This is a genomic window from Microbacterium sp. CR_7, from assembly GCF_041954755.1.
GTDB lineage: Bacteria > Actinomycetota > Actinomycetes > Actinomycetales > Microbacteriaceae > Microbacterium.
Genome location: NZ_JAVAYF010000004.1, coordinates 23,704 through 40,368, shown reverse-complemented (window position 1 = coordinate 40,368; position 16,665 = coordinate 23,704). Strand labels below are relative to the sequence as shown.

Sequence of the window (16,665 nt, the reverse complement as noted above, 5' to 3'; positions counted from 1 at the left end):
CTCCTCTGCGTCGGTTTCGGTCACCGTATCGCGCTCCGCTCGGCGCGCGCTATCCCGCGGCGACGGTGACCAACGGCCGGTGCTCGTAGTACGTCTGCAGCACGACCGTCGTCCGGGTGTTGACGTTCGCGGCGAGGCGGATGTCGCGGACGAGCTCCTCGAGGTGGCGCGGCGTCGCGACGCGGACGAACAGCATGTAGCTCGCGTCGCCGGCGATCGAGTGGCACGCCTCGATCGCGGTCAGATGCTCGAGCAGTTCCGGCGCGTCGTCGGGCTGGGCGGGGTCGAGGGGCGTGATCTCGATGAAGGCCGACAGAGGCGCGCCGACCTGCTCGGGGTCGAGAATCGCGCGGTAGCCGGTGATGACGCCGCGCGTCTCGAGCCGCCGGAGCCGGGACTGGACCGCCGACACGGAGAGGCCGACCGACTCCGAGAGGTGGGCGAGTGTGGCTCGGCCGTCCCGGGAGATCTCGGCCAGGATCGCGCGATCGACAGAATCATCCATGGATGTAAGATTATCGTCAGGATTCCATACTCGCCGGAAAATTTCCTGCTATCACCCCGATCGGAGGTTCCATGTCCACTCCTACCCTGAACACTCAGGCCATCGTCGGCGAACCCGAGGTCGTGGAGGACGCGGCGACCGCCGAGCAGTCGGCGGCGTGGGCGCAGCTCAAGGACGCGGCCATCGCCATCCGGGGGATGCAGGTCAAGGACGGGTCGATCCCGGACGCCGGGCACCACGCCGCGGCGCGCGAGCTCGTCGCCGCGATCACGGCCGGCATCCGGGCTCTCGCCCCCGCGTTCCCGCACGACGCCGAGTACCTCGCGGCATCCGTCGCGGACTTCGATCGCTGGTCAGCCTCGGACTTCGGCGTCCCCGACTTCCTCGACTCGCTCATGGCCTTCCAGCCGCAGCAGCACCGCGTCGACGGCATCCGTCACCTCGTGGTCTTCCCGATGTACACGCAGAACGGCTCGAGCGACCGTCTCGTCGAGGCGCTCATCGTCGAGACGATCTGGCCGGAGTTCATCGCCGCCCTCGAAGCCGGCGACTACGGCAACAAGCTGTTCGTCTCGCTGCGCCTCGTCGACTTCACGCCCGGGTACGACACGAACTCGGCCGTGCTCTTTCCCGAGACCGTCGCGATGCGCGAGATCCCTTCGTTCACCTGGGGCGCGATCTTCCAGGACCGGGAGGCCGCGCGCTACCGCCGCGTGGTCCGCGCCGCCGCCGAGATCACCAACCTCGAGCTGCCCGAGCGCGCCGCCGCGATGCTCGACGACCAGGCGCAGACCGAGCGCGCGTTCGTGATGTGGGACATCATCCACGACCGGACGCACATGCGCGGCGACCTGCCGTTCGACCCGTTCATGATCAAGCAGCGGATGCCGTTCTTCCTGTACTCGCTCGAGGAGATGCGCTGCGACATGACGGCGTTCCGCGAGTCGGTCAAGATCGAGCGTTCCCTGACCGCTCGACGGGAGGCCGGCGAGCAGCTCACCGCCGACGAGCAGGAGATGCTCGAGCACGCGGGACTCGTGCAGTACGCCGTGATCTTCGACCGGATCTTCCGCTTCGCGATCACGGGCACGCGCACCCGCAACTACGACGCGGTCGGCGGTCAGCTGCTGTTCGCGTGGCTGCATCAGCGCGGCGTGCTGCACTGGACCGACACGGCCCTGGCGTTCGACTGGGACAACGTGCCCGACGCGGTGGTGGCACTCGGCGACGCGATCGACGACCTCTACTGGCACTCGATCGACCGCCCGAAGGTCGCGCACTGGCTCGCCGCCTACGAGCTCGTGCGCGGCACGCTCACCCCGCATCCCGCATCGCGGTGGGCGCGAGGACTGTCCGACGAGATCCTCGCCGGCGCGCCCAAGGGCTACACGGATGCCGTGATGGACGACGAGTTCCCGCTGTCGATGTTCTTCGAGACCCTCGACAAGAAGATGAAGCCGGTCATCGAGTCGACCGTCGGCATCCGCGGGTCCGACGACTGATCGAACTCTTCGCTTCAGTGCACGTTCTGCGGCCGAACGCAGGTTCTACGGTCATCTCGCACCGCACTGGCCGCAGAACGTGCCCATCACCGCAGAAATGACCCACCGCGAAAGGTGACCACATGAGCGTCGACGGACGCACCATCGTCCTGGCCGGGGCGACGAGCGCGGCAGGTCTCGCTGTGGCGACCGCGCTCGTCGCCGCGGGCGCGCGGGTCATCGCGACCGGCCGATCGGATGCCGGACTCACGCCGCTGCGCGAGTTGGGTGCCGAAGCGGCGGTGGCCGACGCCACGTCGTTCGCGGAGATGAGCGCGCTCGCGTCACGCCTGAGTGCGGTGGACGGCGTGATCCCGCTCGTCGGCGGGTGGCGCGGCGGTGGCGGGCTCGCCGGACAGACTGACGAGGATCTGCACGCTCTCCTGCCGGCCTTCGAGGCGGTGCGGGCGACGAGCCGGGCCTTCGAGCCACTGCTGCGGGAGTCGGATGCCGGGCGCTTCGCGCTCGTGTCGTCGACGGCGGTGGCTCGGCCGCTCGCCGGAGGAGCGAACTACGCCGCGGTCAAGGCCGCGAGCGAAGCCTGGGGACGCGCGACGGCGCAGGGGTTCGCGAAGGCGGCGCGCGATGCCGGGGGGCCTCTGCGCGCCGCCTCCGTGATCTTCCGGGCGAAGGCGCTCGACGCGGACTCGCTCGCCTCGGCGGTGCTCGGGCTGTGGGATCTGCCTGCCGACGCGCTGAACGACCGCATCCTCGACATCTGAGCCGGGGCTCTCCCCGACGTCCGCGCCGTCAGAGCTCGCGCCGCATGACGACCCGGCGGGTCGTCGGGTGGCTGACCTCGACGAACCCCGCCGCGGTGAACGCCCCGACCGATCCGACGTTCATCTCACCCCACGACACGGTCGATCCGCCCGTGAGCATCGGATACCCCTCGATCGCGACCGCACCCCGCGATCGCGCATGGTCGACGGCCGCGGCGACGAGGGGATGCGTGAGGCCGCGGCCACGGAATCCCGGCCGGACGATCAGACAGGCCACCGCCCAGACCCAATCGTCGTCCTTGTCCTCCTGCCTTCCCTTCCACGGCACCGAGGACCCGCGCAGCCGCCCGTAGACGCTGCGCCGGTCGACCGCGCACCACGCGACCGGGTCATCGTCGAGGTATGCGACGAGGCCGATCGTCTCGCTCGCCCGGGGATCGTCGCAGTGCGCCTCGCTGCGCAGCAGGTCGCGGCGCTCCTCGACGGGCATGTGCCACCAGTCCCCGTCGCCGAGGCGCTGCCGCTCGCACTGGCACCGCCCCGCGGTCCCGGTCAGGATCGCCTGCAGGTCGTCCCATTTCGCCTCGTTCGCGGGCACGATCCGAAGGTCGGGGATGGTGTGCGTCGGGCTTTGCGGGGCTTCGTGGGTGTCCTGTTCATCCCCCGGCACGATCGCGCTCCTCCGAAGGCGCCTCCTCCGCCGACGCTCGACCACCTCGTGCCGACACCGGATCCACGAGTGCCGGGGCCGACACCGTCCCGGGCGCTCCGGGCGCCCCTTCGGCATCCGCTCTCTCTCCGGCATCGGCGACCTCTCCGACAGCCGCGACCTCCGCAGCATCTGCGTTCTCCGGTGCCTCCGTCCCCTCCCCGGCATCCGCCTGGGGATCTTGCTCCGGGGCGTTCGCGTACAGGTCGGTGAGCTTGCGATAGGACTTGGTGAAGAACGCCAGGCCGCCGACGACCACCATGATGAGCCCGGCGAACAGGCAGATGAGGGCGATGCCGCGGGCGTCGCCCTCGCCGAGCAGCCACCCCCACTGGCGCTGACCGGCGGACGAGTCCATGTACGGGATGATCAGGAACTCCGCGATCGGAGCGATGAGGAACGCCGTGATCGGAGCCGCCGCCGCCTCCATGGCGGCCGCGACGCCGAACACGCGACCCTGACGGTCGTAGCGGACGACCTTCTGGATGACGGTCTGCTCCGCCGCCTCGGCGGGCGGGACGAGGGCCATGTACACCCACATGCCCAGCACGAACAGCGGCCACCATTCGCGGAGCATGAAGATCGAGCCCAGCAGCCCCATCGCGATGACCACGAACAGCAGCGTGCGCATGGGTTTCGCGCCGAGACCGAACTTCGCCACCAGCGCCCCTCCGATGATGAAGCCGGTCGAGGAGAAGGCGAGCGCGAAGCCCCACATCTGCGCGTCGAAGAGCGTGAGCCCGTACGGGTCCATGAGCGCCATGTACACGCCGCCGATGAGGTTGTTGAAGGTCGAGAAGACGATCAGCGCGAACAGACCGGGGGCGAGCTTGATCGCGGCGACGCTGCCTCGGAAGTCGAGCGCGCTGGGCGCATCGGGATCCGGCGTCGGCGTGCCCTCGGGGATGCGGATGAAGAGCAGGTGCACGAACGTCAGCACCATGGCCACGATCGCGATCCCGAGCGTCCACCCCATCCCGAGAAAGCCGATCGAGAGTCCGGAGAACACGCTGGTCACGAGGAACGCCAGCCCCTGCACGGTACCGACGAGGCCGTTCGCGTTCGCCCTCCGCTCCTCCGGGATGAGCAGGGTCACGGTCGTGGACAGCGCGATGTTGCGCAGCTGCTCGATCACGCCGCCGAAGAGGATCACGAGCGAGAAGATCCAGAACCACGGCCCGCCGAGGTCGAGCAGGGCGGACTCGGGCTGCCACACGTAGAGCACTCCGGCGACGAGGAACGCCGCGGCGGAGATCACGCTCGACAGCAGCATGACGGTGTGCTTGCGGTGGCGGTCGACGATGGTGCCGAAGATCATCGCGAAGAACGCGATGAACAGCATGTACGCGCCGCCGATGATTCCCGTGGCCAGCACCGACTGGGTCTCGATGTACACCCAGAACGTCAGCGCGAACCAGAGGAAGCTCGTCGTCACGTTGGCGATGAGCGTGTTGACGAGAACGTTCGCGAAGGCCCTCTGGGCGGCTGTGCGTTCCATGGCTCCGAGGGTAGGACTCCCCTCCCACATTGGGTAGGGGCATCTGCGGCGGCGATTAGGCTTGACCGGTGAGCATTCAGCATGACCCCGCGATCCGCGGCTTCGCCAGCGACAACTACTCCGGCGTCCACCCCGAGGTCCTCGCGGCCATCGCGGAGGCGAACGGCGGGCACCAGATCGCGTACGGCGAGGACGCCTACACCGAGCGTCTGCAGGAGGTCTTCCGCTCCCACTTCGGTGACGGCGTCGAGGCGTACCCGGTGTTCAACGGGACCGGGGCGAACGTCACCGCGCTGCAGTCGATGCTGCCCCGATGGGGCGCCGTGATCGCGGCATCCACCGCTCACATCAACGTCGACGAGGGCGGCGCCCCCGAGCGCATCGGCGGGTTCAAGATCCTCGCCGTGCCGACCGACGACGGCAAGCTCACCCCCGAACTCGTGGACCGCGAGGCCTGGGGCTGGGGCGACGAGCACCGCGCGCAGCCCCTCGTCGTCTCGATCACCCAGTCGACCGAGCTCGGCACGCTGTACACGGTCGACGAGATCCGGGCGCTGGCCGACCACGCACACGAGCGCGGCATGCGCCTGCACCTCGACGGCGCGCGCATCTCGAACGCCGCCGCGGCTCTCGACCTGCCGTTGCGCGCCTTCACCAGCGACGCGGGCGTCGACGTGCTGAGCTTCGGCGGCACCAAGAACGGGGCCATGCTCGGTGAGGCGATCGTGGTGCTCGACCCCGAGGCGTCCACCGGACTCACTTACTCGCGCAAGTTCAACATGCAGCTCTCGTCGAAGATGCGGTTCGTGTCGGCGCAGCTCATCGCGCTGCTCGACGGCGACCTGTGGCTGCGCAACGCGAAGCATGCGAACGCGATGGCACAGCGCCTGCGTGGCTCGATCGAGGCGGGCATCGCCGACGGCTCGATCTCCGGTGTGACGTTCACGCAGCCCACCCAGTCGAACGGCGTCTTCGCCGCCCTTCCCGACGGCATCGCCGACAGCCTGCGGGAGAGCTTCCGCTTCTACGACTGGGATGCCGCGCGACGCGAGGTCCGGTGGATGTGCGGCTTCGACACCGAGGAGTCCGACGTCGACGCCTTCGTCGCGGAGCTCGCGCGGCTCACCACCGCCTGAGCGCGAGAGCGCGTCCGCTCCCGCCGGTCACCGCCTCGTCGCCGAGGCCCCTGTTCATCGCCGACGCCCCTGTCCATTGACGTCAATGGACAGGGGCGTCGGTGTTCGGCAGGGGCGTCACCGCCCGATGTACCGGGCTCAGCGCAGCAGACCGAGGTTCGCGAGCGCGAGGCGGACGAGGGTTCCTCGGCCGCCCTCCATCTCGGCGGCGACGGCGTCGGATGCCGCGGCCTCCGGTGAGAACCAGGTCACCTCGAGAGCGTCCTGACGCGGTTCGCACGTGCCCGTCACCGGCACGACGAAGGCCAGCGAGACCGCGTGCTGGCGGTCGTCGTGATAGGCGCTCACGCCCGGGATCGGGAAGTACTCGGCGACGGTGAAGGGCAGCGGCTGCGGAGGCAGCAGGGGGAAGGCCATCGGCCCGAGGTCGTTCTCGACGTGCCGGAACAGCGCGTCGCGGATCGTCTCGCCGAATCGGACGCGGCCGGAGACGATCGTGCGGGTGATCTCTCCGAGCGGAGTCGAACGCAGCAGGATGCCGATCTCGGTGACCTGACCCGAGCCGTCGGTGCGCACGGGGATCGCCTCGACGTAGAGCATGGGCAGGCGGCGGCGTGCCTCCTCCAGCTCGAACTCGCTCAACCACCCGGGGTTCGCGTCGGGTGCCGGGGGCTTCGCGTCGCCGAACCCGCCGATGCCGTCGTCGGGTTCCGGTTCGGGATCAGGTGTGCGGACGGCCATGTGTCCTTTCTACCAGCCGCCTCCGCGGCCGGACAGTGACGACCGGTATCCCGGCCCGTACCCGACGTCGGACCCCGCTGGCAGGATGGAGGCGTGAGCGAGGAACTGAGGCTCGACGGCGCGCTCACGCGCTGGTCGACGACCGAACGGACGGGGATGCCGTTGCTCGTGCTGCTGCACGGCTACGGCGCCGACGAGCACGACCTCTTCGGCCTGCTGACGTATCTGCCCGAGGGCATCGCCGTGGCATCCGTCGCCGCCCCGCTGGCGCCGCCGTGGCCGATGCCCGGCCGCTCCTGGTACCCGATCGAGGGTCTCGGCGGGCGCAGCTCGACCGCCGTCACCGCCGCCGCGCACGCCTTCCTGCGCTGGCTCGAGTCGGAACGGGAGGATGCCGCATCCGTCGCCCTACTGGGCTTCTCGCAGGGTGCGGCCGTCGCCCTGCAGGCGCTGCGCCTCGCGCCCCAGAGCGTCGACGCGGTGGTCGCGCTGAGCGGCTACGCCGCGCCAGGGGGACTGCCCCGCGACAGCGAGCTCGCCGAGCTCCGACCGCACGTGTTCTGGGGACGGGGGACGCACGACGACGTCATCCCCGCCGCCCTCGTGGCGCACACGTCGGAGTGGCTGCCCGCGCACTCCGAGCTGTCGGGCCGCGTGTACACCGGCCTCACGCACAGCATCTCCGAGGATGAGCTCGGCGATGTGCGGACGTTCCTCGACAGGTGGCTCGAACGGGTCGCGAAGACCGAGGGATAGCTAGCGCGGGGTCGGAGCCTCGGGGTCCGTTCGATCGTCGGTGTCGTCGACCGGATCGTCGGCCGGCGCGCTACGGCGCCCCCAGGGCGCCTGACCGATCGCGACCGAGAGCGACAAGCCGATCACGATGCCGATGCTGATCCCGAGGATCCAATTGTCGAGACTGACTCCGAGCGCGACCCCGACGCCCATGCCGATCGCCATCCCCGCGCCGAGGCCGAGCCGGGTGCGCATCTCCTGAGGGCTGGGTTCGCGATCTGCCATGACTCCACCGTACGTACGGCACGCCGATCCGGCATCCCCCGCCCGACGAACGCCGGTCGGGCCGTCGCGACACGCCCGGGGTTGCGCATCCGCGACACGCCCGGGTATCGTCGTGGAGTCCTGTCCGCCGTGTCTGGAAGTCCTTTGATCTGAATCGTCGCCTCCGCGCTCTCTCATCCGCGCGCTGACCCGACGATCGCCGACTCCACGGCCGACCACCGCCCTCCGTCGTCATGACGGACGCCGCTCTTCGCGGTCTCCCCTCGGGGATCCGCTTCCGGAGCAGGGCGACCGGTGTCAGTGCACCTCGCACTCGACAGGAGACCCCATGACCACCCCCACTCTTCACGCATCCGTCACGCTCGACCGCGTGACCTTCACCTGGCCCGACGGCTCGACCGCACTCGACTCCGTGTCGGGCTCGTTCGGCACGGGCCGCACCGGCCTCGTCGGCCGCAACGGTGCGGGCAAATCCACGCTGCTCCGGCTGATGGCCGGAGAACTCGAGCCCACGTCCGGGACCATCGCGACGACGGGCGAGGTCGCGTATCTGCCGCAGCAACTGACGCTCGAGGTCGATCGCCGAGTGGCGGAGCTGCTGGGCGTCGCGGAAGCTCTCGACGCCGTCCGTGCCATCAGCGCCGGCGACGTCGACCCCGCCCACTTCGACGCGGTCGGCGACGACTGGGACATCGAGGCGCGCGCCGAGGTGGCTCTCGCCGATGCCGGGCTCGCCCCCGGGTTCCTCGACCGACGTGTCGGGGAGCTGTCGGGCGGCGAGGCCGTGCTCGTCGCGATCGCCGGCATCCGCCTGCGTCGAGCGCCGATCACGCTGCTCGACGAACCGACCAACAACCTCGATCGCGATGCGCGAGCGAAGCTCGCCGAGATGGTGCGCGCCTGGAAGGGCACGCTCATCGTCGTCAGCCACGACCTCTCGCTGCTGGAGCTCATGGACGACACGGCCGAGCTCTACGCGCAGACGCTCAGCGTGTTCGGCGGACCGTACTCCGAGTGGCGGGCCTGGCTGGACGCCGAGCAGGATGCCGCGAGGCAGGCCGAGGCGACCGCGAAGCAGGAGTTCCGCAAGGAGAAGCGCCAGCGGATCGAGGCGGAGGTCAAGCTCGCGCACCGTGCCCGCACCGCCAAGAAGGCCGAGATCGAGAAGCGCGTGCCGAAGATCATCGCGCACGGTCGTCGGATGGCCGCCGAGGTGTCGGCGGGTCGGTTGCGCACCGAGGTCGGCGCCAAGGAGGATGCCGCGCGGGCGTCGCTCGACGAGGCGGGACGCCGCATCCGCTCCGATGCGTCGATGAAGATCGAGCTGCCGGATCCGCAGGTCTCCCGCACCCGCCGGATCGCCGAGATCGCCGACGGCGAGCGCTCGTGGATCGTGCAGGGTCCGGAGCGGGTCGCGCTCATCGGACGCAACGGCGCCGGCAAGACGACCCTGCTCGAGGATCTCGTGCAGCACCGCGTGCGGGGGCCGCTGACCGCGCTCCCGCTGACGGATCGCGTCGGGTACCTGCCGCAACGGGTCGACGGGCTCGACGAGACCCGGTCGGTGTTCGAGAACATCGCAGCTGCCGCGCCGCACGTTCCGCAGAAGGAGCTGCGCAACCGCTTGGCGCGGTTCCTGATCCGAGGAGCGACAGCCGATCGCCCCGTGGCCGCACTGTCGGGCGGCGAACGGTTCCGCGTCGCGCTCGCGAAGCTGCTGCTCTCCGATCCCGCGCCGCATCTCGTGCTGCTCGACGAGCCGACGAACAATCTCGACATCGACACCGTCGACCAGCTCGTCGAGGCTCTGAGGGCCTATCAGGGCGCTGTGCTCGTCGTGAGCCACGACGATGCGTTCCTGGCGCGCCTCGACCTCGACCTCACGCTCGAGATCGACGGCGATGGGATGCTGCAGCAGGTCGAGTGACGGGGAGCGCGACGCCCGCGCTCAGGCCCGCCGGCTCCGCATCGCCCTCGTGTGGGCGATCGCGGGGTCGGCCGCGCGCAGCGCGTACTCCTCGGATTCGCGAGGGACGAGAGCCACCCTGCCGTCGGCGTCGTGGTCGATGCCCCAGCCGTAGCGCTTGCCGAGCGGCGAGGAGCGCAGGCACGGCTGGCCCTTCGAGAAGAACGCCTCGCGCGCCGCGGCGTCATCGGTGTCGATGCCCTGACGCAGCGCATGCGTCTCGAAGATCACGTCGTCGGACGTGCGCCCGTAGGGCTTCTCGGTGATCAGTCGGTAGTGCAGTGCGGCGATCGTGGGCTTCTCGCCGACAGGCGGCTCCTCCGCGTGATCCGTCGGGCAGTCCTCGGCGACCTCCATGAACGTCGTGCGGTAGTCGGTGGTGTGCGTCGCCATGCCTACAGCATGCTCCCGGGGTCGGACAATCCGGAACCCCATGTCGGTGGCCCGGGTGATGATGGAGGGATGAGCGACGTGCTCGAGCGTTTCACCCGCGCGACCCAGGACTGGTTCCGCGGGGCTTTCACCGTGCCCACCCCCGCCCAGGCGGGAGCGTGGGAGGCCATCTCGGCCGGCAAGCACGCTCTCGTCGTCGCTCCGACCGGTTCGGGCAAGACGCTGTCGGCGTTCCTCTGGGCGATCGACAGCGTGTTCCGCGAGCGCATCGCGGCAGGCGCGGTCGAGGCGGCTGCCGCCGCAAACACTTCGAAGAAGAAGGCGAAGGATGCCGAGGCGTCGCGCACCCGCATCCTCTACATCTCCCCGCTCAAGGCGCTCGGCGTCGATGTCGAGCGCAACCTGAGGTCGCCGCTCATCGGGATCGGGCAGTCCGCCCGACGGCTGAACATGCCTGCCCCCGCGGTGACGGTCGGCGTCCGCTCCGGCGACACCACGTCGAGCGACCGCCGCAAGCTCGTCGCCGACCCGCCCGACATCCTCATCACGACGCCCGAGTCGCTGTACCTGATGCTCACGAGCCGGGCGGGCGAGACGCTGCGCGACGTGCACACGGTGATCATCGACGAGGTGCACGCGGTCGCCGCGACGAAGCGCGGCGCCCACCTCGCCGTGAGTCTCGAGCGCCTGGACGCGCTGCGCCAGACCCACGGCCACGACGACCCGGCGCAGCGCATCGGCCTGTCGGCGACGGTACGACCGATCGACGAGGTCGCTCGCTTCCTCGGGGGCGCGGCACCCGTCGAGATCGTCGCTCCCCCGGCGTCGAAGACCTTCGAGCTCGGCGTCGTCGTCCCGATGGACGACATGACCAATCCGCCCCCGCCACCCGGCGCGGCCGCAACGACCGCCGACGACGGATCCGCCGAGTACACCGAGGTCACCGGGTCGATCTGGCCGCACGTCGAAGAGGCGATCGTCGACCGCATCCTGCAGAACAACTCGACGATCGTGTTCGCCAACTCGCGGCGTCTCGCCGAGCGTCTGACGGGTCGGCTGAATGAGATCTACTCCGAGCGCATCGGCGTCCCCCTCCCCGAGGCGACCGTCCCGGCGGGCATGATGGCGCAGGCCGGGGCGACGGCGGGCGCCGACCCCGTGCTCGCCAAGGCGCACCACGGCTCCGTGTCGAAGGAGCAGCGCGCCCAGGTCGAGGAGGAGCTGAAATCCGGGGTGCTGCGCTGCGTCGTCGCCACGAGCAGCCTCGAGCTCGGCATCGACATGGGCGCGGTCGACCTCGTCATCCAGGTCGAGGCCCCGCCGTCCGCGGCCTCCGGCCTGCAGCGCGTCGGCCGAGCCGGCCACCAGGTCGGCGAGATCAGCCGCGCGGCCCTCTTCCCCAAGCACCGCGGCGACGTGCTGCACACCGCGATCGTCACGGAGCGCATGCTGGCGGGCAAGATCGAGGCCATCCAGGTGCCGCGCAACCCGCTCGACATCCTCGCGCAGCAGACCGTCGCGGCGAGCGCGCTCGGCGCCATCAGCGTCGAGGAGTGGTTCGAGACCGTCCGACGCTCCGCCCCGTTCCAATCGCTGCCCCGATCGGCGTACGAGGCGACGCTCGACCTGCTCGCCGGGCGCTTCCCCTCCGACGAGTTCGCCGAGCTGCGGCCGCGACTCGTGTGGGACCGCGACGCGGGAACGCTCACCGGTCGGCCGGGCGCGCAGCGCATCGCCGTCACGAGCGGCGGCACGATCCCCGACCGCGGTCTCTTCGGGGTCTTCGTCGCGGGTGAGAGCACCGGCGCGCGCGTCGGCGAGCTCGACGAGGAGATGGTCTACGAGTCTCGCGTCGGCGACGTGTTCACCCTCGGCACCACCAGCTGGCGGATCGCCGAGATCACGCACGACCGGGTCAACGTGATCCCCGCCTACGGGCAGCCGGGCAAGGTGCCGTTCTGGCACGGCGACGGCATCGGCCGCCCGTTCGAGCTCGGCGAGGCGCTCGGCAGGTTCTCGCGCGAAGTGTCGTCGGCGAGCCCCGAGAAGGCCGCCCAGCGACTGATCGACGCCGGACTCGACGAGCAGGCCCGCGCCAACCTCATGGCGCATCTCACCGAGCAGCGCGAGGCCACAGGCACGCTCCCCACCGACCGCACGCTCACGGTCGAGCGCGGTCACGATGAGGTCGGCGACTGGCGCGTCATCCTGCACTCGCCGTACGGCATGAAGGTGCACGCGCCGTGGGCGCTCGCGATCAACGCCCGCGTCCGCGAGCGCCTGGGGGTCGAGGGGTCGGCGGTCGCGAGCGACGACGGCATCATCGTCCGGCTCCCCGACGCCGAGTCAGAGCCGCCGGGGGCCGAGCTGTTCGTGTTCGACCCCGACGAGCTGGAACAGCTCGTCACGCAGGAGGTCGGCGGCTCTGCCCTGTTCGCCTCGCGGTTCCGCGAGTGCGCGGCGCGCGCCCTGCTCATGCCCCGCACGAACCCCAACCGCCGCACGCCGCTGTGGCAGCAGCGACAGCGGTCGGCTCAGCTGCTCGAGGTGGCACGCCGGCATCCGACCTTCCCGGTCATCCTCGAGACCCTCCGCGAGGTGCTGCAGGACGTCTACGACCTCCCATCGCTGCGCCGTCTCGCCACCTCGATCGCCGACCGCAGCATCCGTCTCGTCGAGACCCAACCCGGCCAGCCCTCCCCCTACGCCCGCGACCTGCTGTTCGGCTACGTCGGCGCGTTCATGTACGAGGGCGACTCGCCGCTCGCCGAACGCCGCGCCGCCGCACTGTCGGTCGACCCGGCGCTGCTCGGCGAGCTGCTGGGCACCGTCGAGCTGCGCGAACTGCTCGACCCCGGCGTCATCGCGCAGTTCGAACGCGAAGCGCAGCGCCTCGACCCCGAGCGTCGCGTGCGCGGCCTCGAGGGCGTCGCCGACCTGCTGCGGATGCTCGGACCGATGGATGCCGACGAGGTGGCGCTCCGACTCGAACCCGCGTCGGAGACAGCGACCGCAACCGCAGAGACCGCCCCCGCCGCGCCCGCGACACGAGACGAGGCCGCGGCCCACCTCGACGCCCTCGTCGCCGCCCGGCGCGCGATCCCCGTGACCATCGCCGGCACGACCCGCATCGCCGGGATCGAAGACGCCGGGCGACTGCGCGACGCCCTCGGCGCGGCGCTGCCCACCGGCATCCCCGTCGCCTTCCTCGAACCGCTCGCCGACCCGCTCGGCGACCTCGTCGCCCGGTACGCCCGCACCCACGGCCCCTTCACGACGGACGCCCTCGCCACCCGCCTCGGCATCGGCGCGGCCGTCGCCCGACACACCCTGCAGCGGCTCGAGCACGCCGGACGTCTGACGAGCGGATACTTCCTGCCAGAGGCGTCCGGCAGCGGCACCGAGACCGAGTGGTGCGACACCGAGGTGCTGCGGCGACTGCGCATGCGCTCGCTCGCCGCGATCCGCGGCAGCGTCGAACCGGTCTCGCCCGAGGCGTACGCCCGCTTCCTCCCGGACTGGCAGCATCTGAACCGGCCGCTGGAAGGCATCGACGGCGTGCTCACCGTGATCGAGCAGTTCGCCGGAGTGCCTGTGCCGGCGAGCGCCTGGGAGTCACTGGTCCTGCCCTCCCGGGTGCGCGACTACTCCCCCGCCCTGCTCGACGAGCTCACTGCGGCGGGCGAGGTCATCTGGTCGGGCCACGGCACCCTCCCGGGTCGCGACGGGTGGGTGTCGCTGCATCCCGCCGATCTCGCGCCGTTCACGCTGCCCGAACCCGACGACGAGATCGCCGCCGATTCGCTCGAAGCGCGAGTGCTCGACGCACTGCAGGCGGGCGGCGCCTATTTCGCCTCGCAGCTCCGAGACATGGCGGGGGCCGAGAACGAGCAGTCCGTGCTCGAAGCCCTCTGGTCGCTCACCTGGTCGGGGCGGGTCACCAACGACACCTTCGCTCCCATCCGGTCGCTGCTCGCAGGCGGCTCGCAGGCCCACCGGGTGACGCGCCGCGCCCCGCGCACCCGCGCGTACCGGGGCATGTCGCTCGCCCGCTCGACCCCGCGTCCGACCTCCGTCGGCGGGCGCTGGTCGCTCCTGCCGACGATCGAGACGGATGCCGCGCGCCGCGCGACCGTCACCGCAGGGCTCCTGCTCGACCGCTACGGCGTCGTGACGAGGGGCGCCGTGCAGAGCGAGGGCGTTCCCGGCGGCTTCGCGCAGACCTACCGGGTGCTCGCCGGCTTCGAGGAGGCGGGTCACTGCCGCCGTGGGTATGTGATCGAGAAGCTCGGCGCGGCCCAGTTCGCGGCCTCCGCGACCGTCGACCGGCTCCGCACCTTCGCCGGTCTCGCCGACCCGCCGCCTCTCACCGCGTCGACCCTTGCGGCGACCGACCCAGCGAACCCGTACGGCGCCGCGCTTGGCTGGCCCAAACGGGCAGACGTGTCGCACCGGCCGGGTCGCAAGGCCGGCGGCCTGGTCGTTATCGTCGACGGCTCTCTCGTGCTGTACCTCGAGCGCGGCGGCAAGACGGTCCTGTCGTTCAGCGACGACCCCGACGTGCTGCGTGCTGCCGCCGCCGACCTGGCCGCGACATCGCGCGCCCGCCGCCTCGACACCCTCACGGTCGAGAAGGTCGACGGAGACGGCGTCTACGGCACGGCGCTCGCCACCGCCCTGCAGGAGGCGGGCTTCGTCGCCACCCCGCGCGGCTACTCGCTGCGCAAGGCGATCTGAGCCGCCCTCAGCCAGGGCGCCGCGTCAGCGACGTGCCCTGCAGCGACGCCTGCACCTGGAACGACATCACGTCGGGGAGGTACCGGTCGTCGCCCGTTTCGATCGCCCGACCGTCGGCGGCATAGCTCACCCGTCGCATCCGCAGCAGCGGGCTCGACCGTCGCACGTCCAGCAGCCGGGCGTCCTCGCTGGGCGCGGCGATGGCGTCGATCGAGTGCTCTCCGTGCACCATGCGCACCCCGTGCTGCGACTCCAGGGCGCCGACGACGGAGGGCTCGTCCGCGGGCAGCGCCTCGATCAGGGGCGCGATCCACGGCGGATACGCCGTGCGCTCCAGCATCACGACGCGCCCGTTCAAAGTCCGCAGCCGCACGACCTCCAGCACCTCGGTCTGGCCGGTCCCGCCGCCGCCGTGCCCGCGCAGCGTGCGCAGCTCCGTGGGCGTCGCGGGACGGCGCTGCTGAGCGACGACCTGTCCGCCCGGCTCCATGCCGCGGCTGCGCGCCCACTGCGCGAACGACCGCACCTCCGAGAACCGCTGGCTCAGGGCGGCGGTGCGCACCAGCCACCCCGATCCGCGGCGCGGTGCGATCGCGCCCTGCCGCGCCATGAGCACGAGGGCGTTGCGCACCGTGCCGCGCGACACCGCGAAGGTCTCGGCCAGCTGCGCCTCCGCGGGGAGCATGCCGGTGGCATCGAAGTCTCCGTCTGCGATCCGGATCGTCAGGTCGCGCGCGATCTCCCGATATCGGTGCACGGCTCGCTCCTCTCTCGCGTCGCCGGGCTCGGGTTCCAGCGCATCAGGCGTCAGCGTAACCCCGCATCCGCACTCCGCCCCGCGGCTCAGGACCACGACGTGCACACGTGCACGCAGCTGTCCGCAGGGTTTCCCCGCCCGTCCCCCTGCCGTTCATCCGCCGTTCGCCGGAGCGCCCTGACCCGGCCTCCTCGTCGCGAGCGGATGGACTCGGCGATCCGGTCGAGATCGACGTGACCGGAGGAGGACGATGTCGGGCGAGCAGTCAGTCGGATGGGCCGTGCTGAGCGACATGGACGGGACGCTCCTCGACACCGAGAGCACCTGGCTCCGCGTGGTCGAGCGGTTCGTGCACGATCACCTCCCGTCGGGGCGCGGCAGGGCGGATGCCGAGGGTCTCGTCGCAGCATCCGAAGGGCTCGACCTCGGCCGCACCGCCGCGCTCCTGCGCGATCGGCTGGACCTGCGGCCCGACGTCGACGCGGTCGCGGGAGAGCTCGACCGCCGCGCGCTGGCGAGCTACGGCGATGAGATCCCCTGGCAGCCCGGCGCACGGCGGCTGCTGGCGGAGCTCGCGGCGGCCGGCATCGCGCTGGCGCTCGTGACCTCTTCGCCGCGGCACTGGGTGGAGCACTTCGCGCAGCACGTCGACCTGTCGCCCTTCCGGGCGTCGATCACCGCCGACGACACCCCGCGCACGAAGCCCGCCCCCGACCCGTATCTGCTCGGCGCGGCCGCGCTGGGGATGCCGCCCGAGCGCTGCCTCGTGCTCGAGGACTCGGTGGTCGGCGCCTCAGCCGCCGTCGCCGCCGGCTGCCCGACGCTCGTCATCGGGGATCGCGACCGCGTCCTACCGCCGGGGGTGCACCGCGCGGCATCCCTCACGGAGCTCGACGTGACGACTCTGCTCACGATCGTGGGGGCGCCCGTCTCCTAGGCT

General features: G+C 71.1%; 14 protein-coding genes. 7 read left to right on the top strand and 7 right to left on the bottom strand.

Going from position 1 to position 16,665, the window contains the following annotated elements; translation table 11 throughout:
• Nucleotides 1–49: 49 nt before the first annotated feature.
• Nucleotides 50–505: an Lrp/AsnC family transcriptional regulator gene (locus RAC81_RS09230; protein ID WP_375082096.1), complete on the bottom strand. Its 456-nt coding sequence runs from the start codon at nt 503–505 to the stop codon at nt 50–52.
• Nucleotides 506–576: 71 nt separating this feature from the next.
• Here RAC81_RS09230 and RAC81_RS09225 point away from each other — a divergent pair, with 71 nt between their 5' ends.
• Nucleotides 577–2,007 (top strand): DUF6421 family protein, encoded by a 1,431-nt coding sequence (locus RAC81_RS09225; RefSeq protein WP_375082095.1) that lies wholly within the window; start codon nt 577–579, stop codon nt 2,005–2,007.
• Nucleotides 2,008–2,129: 122 nt separating this feature from the next.
• The gene (locus tag RAC81_RS09220) at nt 2,130–2,768 is read left to right on the top strand and encodes an SDR family NAD(P)-dependent oxidoreductase (protein ID WP_375082094.1); all 639 of its coding nucleotides are present in this window, start codon (nt 2,130–2,132) and stop codon (nt 2,766–2,768) included.
• 28 nt (nt 2,769–2,796) lie between these two features.
• On the opposite strand, the gene RAC81_RS09215 is transcribed toward RAC81_RS09220, so the two are convergent.
• Entirely contained in the window at nt 2,797–3,366 is a 570-nt protein-coding gene (locus tag RAC81_RS09215; protein WP_375082093.1) for a GNAT family N-acetyltransferase, read from the bottom strand.
• Nucleotides 3,367–3,424: 58 nt separating this feature from the next.
• Nucleotides 3,425–4,975: an MFS transporter gene (locus tag RAC81_RS09210; protein ID WP_375082092.1), complete on the bottom strand. Its 1,551-nt coding sequence runs from the start codon at nt 4,973–4,975 to the stop codon at nt 3,425–3,427.
• A 68-nt stretch (nt 4,976–5,043) separates the two neighbouring features.
• On the opposite strand from RAC81_RS09210, the gene RAC81_RS09205 reads away from it, so the two are divergent.
• Nucleotides 5,044–6,111 carry a threonine aldolase family protein gene (locus tag RAC81_RS09205; protein WP_375082091.1) on the top strand — a complete coding sequence of 356 codons (1,068 nt, stop codon included), beginning with the start codon at nt 5,044–5,046 and terminating at the stop codon, nt 6,109–6,111.
• Between the two features lie 138 nt (nt 6,112–6,249).
• Here the strand turns inward: RAC81_RS09205 and RAC81_RS09200 are convergent, their stop codons facing one another.
• Entirely contained in the window at nt 6,250–6,852 is a 603-nt protein-coding gene (locus RAC81_RS09200; protein ID WP_375082090.1) for a DUF4916 domain-containing protein, read from the bottom strand.
• A 93-nt stretch (nt 6,853–6,945) separates the two neighbouring features.
• Between RAC81_RS09200 and RAC81_RS09195 the strand changes: the two genes are divergently transcribed.
• Entirely contained in the window at nt 6,946–7,608 is a 663-nt protein-coding gene (locus RAC81_RS09195) for an alpha/beta hydrolase (RefSeq protein WP_375082089.1), read from the top strand.
• Here RAC81_RS09195 and RAC81_RS09190 read toward each other — a convergent pair whose 3' ends face one another.
• A complete protein-coding gene (locus tag RAC81_RS09190; RefSeq protein WP_375082088.1) occupies nt 7,609–7,872 on the bottom strand; it encodes a hypothetical protein in 264 nt (87 codons plus the stop codon).
• A 328-nt stretch (nt 7,873–8,200) separates the two neighbouring features.
• Here RAC81_RS09190 and RAC81_RS09185 point away from each other — a divergent pair, with 328 nt between their 5' ends.
• Nucleotides 8,201–9,799 (top strand): ABC-F family ATP-binding cassette domain-containing protein, encoded by a 1,599-nt coding sequence (locus RAC81_RS09185; RefSeq protein WP_375082087.1) that lies wholly within the window; start codon nt 8,201–8,203, stop codon nt 9,797–9,799.
• Nucleotides 9,800–9,820: 21 nt separating this feature from the next.
• Here RAC81_RS09185 and RAC81_RS09180 read toward each other — a convergent pair whose 3' ends face one another.
• A complete protein-coding gene (locus RAC81_RS09180) occupies nt 9,821–10,231 on the bottom strand; it encodes a DUF6157 family protein (RefSeq protein WP_375082086.1) in 411 nt (136 codons plus the stop codon).
• A gap of 69 nt (nt 10,232–10,300) precedes the next feature.
• Here RAC81_RS09180 and RAC81_RS09175 point away from each other — a divergent pair, with 69 nt between their 5' ends.
• Nucleotides 10,301–14,968 carry an ATP-dependent helicase gene (locus RAC81_RS09175; protein WP_375082085.1) on the top strand — a complete coding sequence of 1,556 codons (4,668 nt, stop codon included), beginning with the start codon at nt 10,301–10,303 and terminating at the stop codon, nt 14,966–14,968.
• A 7-nt stretch (nt 14,969–14,975) separates the two neighbouring features.
• Here RAC81_RS09175 and RAC81_RS09170 read toward each other — a convergent pair whose 3' ends face one another.
• Nucleotides 14,976–15,725: a GntR family transcriptional regulator gene (locus RAC81_RS09170; RefSeq protein ID WP_375082084.1), complete on the bottom strand. Its 750-nt coding sequence runs from the start codon at nt 15,723–15,725 to the stop codon at nt 14,976–14,978.
• Between the two features lie 250 nt (nt 15,726–15,975).
• On the opposite strand from RAC81_RS09170, the gene RAC81_RS09165 reads away from it, so the two are divergent.
• Nucleotides 15,976–16,662: an HAD family hydrolase gene (locus tag RAC81_RS09165; RefSeq protein ID WP_375082083.1), complete on the top strand. Its 687-nt coding sequence runs from the start codon at nt 15,976–15,978 to the stop codon at nt 16,660–16,662.
• Nucleotides 16,663–16,665: the final 3 nt, after the last annotated feature.